Source organism: Kitasatospora sp. NPDC057512, from assembly GCF_042802135.1.
Classification (GTDB): Bacteria; Actinomycetota; Actinomycetes; order Streptomycetales; family Streptomycetaceae; genus Kitasatospora.
In genome coordinates, this window is record NZ_JBHVET010000918.1 from 1 (window position 1) to 2,854 (window position 2,854).

Sequence of the window (2,854 nt, forward strand, 5' to 3'; positions counted from 1 at the left end):
GCCTCGGCCTTGGCCTGGAGCACCACGATCTCGGCGGTGCCCGGGGAGCCCGCCGGAGCGGTCGCCTTGCGCACCGCGCGGCGGCGCGGACGGCCCGCCGGAGCGGCGGCCGGGGCCTCCGCCACGGGAGCCTCGACGACGGGGGCCGCGACGGCGGGAGCCGCCTCGACCGGGGCCTCGACGCCCGGGACCTCCAGGGCCAGCTGGCCCTCGATCTCCTCGCGCACCGGCTCGGCCGGCTCGGCGAAGGTCTCCACCACGACCGGCTCGGCCACCACGGCCACCGCGGCCTCGACGGCCTGCGGCTCCTCGTGGCCCGCGCCGCCCTTGCCCCGACGACGGCGCTTGCCGGCGCCGGCACCGGCCTCGCCCGCCGCCACGGGGGCGTGGACGTGGGCGCTCGGCTGCTCCATGTGGACGATCACGCCGCGGCCGTTGCAGTGCACGCACGGCTCGGAGAAGGACTCCAGCAGGCCCTGGCCGACCCGCTTGCGGGTCATCTGGACCAGGCCCAGCGAGGTGACCTCGGCCACCTGGTGCTTGGTCCGGTCCCGGCCCAGGCACTCCAGCAGGCGGCGCAGCACCAGGTCGCGGTTGGACTCCAGCACCATGTCGATGAAGTCGATCACGATGATGCCGCCGAGGTCGCGCAGCCGCAGCTGGCGCACGATCTCCTCGGCCGCCTCGATGTTGTTCCGGGTGACCGTCTCCTCCAGGTTGCCGCCCTGGCCGACGAACTTCCCGGTGTTGACGTCGATGACGACCATCGCCTCGGTGCGGTCGATCACCAGCGAACCGCCGCTGGGCAGCCAGACCTTGCGGTCCAGCGCCTTCATCAGCTGCTCGTCGATCCGGTAGGTGGCGAACACGTCCACCTCGGAGGTCCACCGCTGGAGCCGCTCGGCGAGGTCCGGGGCCACGTTGGAGACGTACTCGTGGATGGTCTTCCACGCCTCGTCGCCGGAGACGATGACCTTGGTGAAGTCCTCGTTGAAGATGTCGCGCACGACCCGGACGGTCATGTCCGGCTCGCCGTACAGCAGCGCCGGGGCGTTGCCCGTCGCGGCCTTCTTCCGGATGTCCTCCCACTGCTGCTGGAGGCGCTGGACGTCGCGGGTCAGCTCCTCCTCGGAGGCGCCCTCGGCGGCGGTGCGCACGATGACGCCCGCGTCGTCCGGGACGATCTTCTTGAGGATCTGCTTCAGCCGGGCGCGCTCGTTCTCCGGGAGCTTGCGCGAGATGCCGGTCATCGAGCCCTCGGGCACGTACACCAGGTAGCGGCCGGGCAGCGAGATCTGGCTGGTCAGGCGGGCGCCCTTGTGGCCGATCGGGTCCTTGGAGACCTGCACCAGCACGGACTGGCCGGACTTCAGCACCGACTCGATCCGGCGCGGGCCGCCGTGGCCCAGCGCACCGAAGTTGACCTCGCCGGCGTACAGCACCGCGTTGCGGCCCTTGCCGATGTCGACGAAGGCGGCCTCCATCGACGGCAGCACGTTCTGGACCTTGCCCAGGTAGACGTTGCCGACGTACGAGGTGGCCTGCTCCTTGTTGACGTAGTGCTCGACCAGCACGCCGTCCTCGAGGACGCCGATCTGGGTCCGCTGGCCGCTCTGGCGCACCACCATCACGCGCTCGACCGACTCGCGGCGGGCCAGGAACTCGGCCTCGGTGATGATCGGCACCCGGCGGCGGCCCAGCTCGCGGCCCTCGCGGCGGCGCTGCTTCTTGGCCTCCAGACGGGTCGAGCCCTTGATGGACTGCACCTCGTCCGGGTCGAAGGACGGCTCGGTGGAACGGCGGCGCGGCTCGCGCACCTTCACGACCGTACGGACGCCGTCCTCGGTGGTCTCGGCGGTCTCGACGGCGCCGGTCTCACCGCTGCGGCGGCGACGGCGACGGCGACGGCGCGACGAGGACAGGCCGGCGGCCAGGTCGTCGTCCTCCTCGCCCTCCTCCTCGGCGACGGCCTCGGCCGACTCCTCGACGGACTGCTCGGTCTCGACGACCTCGGCGGCCTCGAACTCCTCGGCCTCGCCACGGCGACGGCGGCGACCGCCCCGGCGGCGACGGCGCGACGGACGGCCGTCCTCCCACTCGTCCTCGGTCTCCGGACCGGCGGCGGGGGCCTCCACGGCGGGCGTCTCGACGACCGGGACCTCGACGACGGGCGCCGCGACCGGAGCCTTCGCCGCCGCCTTGGCGGCGGCCTTCGCGGCGGCCTTCACCGGAGCCTGGGCGCCCGACTTGCGACGGGTCGGCTCGACCCGGGTGCGGACCCGGCGGCGACGGCCGACACCGCTGTACTCGAACTCGTCGTCCTCCTCCTCGCGCCCGGCCTGCACCGGGGCCGCGGCCGGAGCCTCGGCCTGCGCCGGGGCGGCGGCGGGCTGCTGCGGAGCGGCCTGCGCCGCCGGAGCGGACGGCGCGGCCTGAGCCGCCTGAGCGGACGGCGCGACGAAGGGGGCGGGCTCCTGGAACACCGGCGCCTGGAAGACCGCGGTGGCCGGGCGGACCGCACGGCGGCGCACCCGGTGGGTCGGCTCGGCCTCGGCGGCCGGGGCGGCAGCGGCGGGCTGGGCGGCCGGCGCGGCGGCGGGGGCCTCGGCGGCCTCCTCCTCGGGCTCCTCCGCGACGGCGGGCTCCTCGGCCTGCGGCTCCTCGGCGACGGGCTCCGCCACCGGGGCCTCGACGACCGGCGCGGCCTCGACCACGCGACGGCGGCGGGGACGGCGGGCCGGAGCGGCCGGGGCCTCCTCGGCCACCGGCTCGGCGGCGGGGGCCTCCACGGCGGGCGTCTCGACGGCCGGCACCTCGACGGCGGGGGCCTCGGCCTCGGCCACGGGGGCACCGG

Annotated in this window: 1 protein-coding gene; it reads right to left on the minus strand. The window is 75.4% G+C overall.

The window, feature by feature from the left end; translation table 11 throughout:
- A partial coding sequence (locus tag ACFU6K_RS35745) for a ribonuclease E/G (RefSeq protein ID WP_380670312.1) occupies window positions 1–2,854 on the minus strand: 2,854 nt, incomplete at both ends.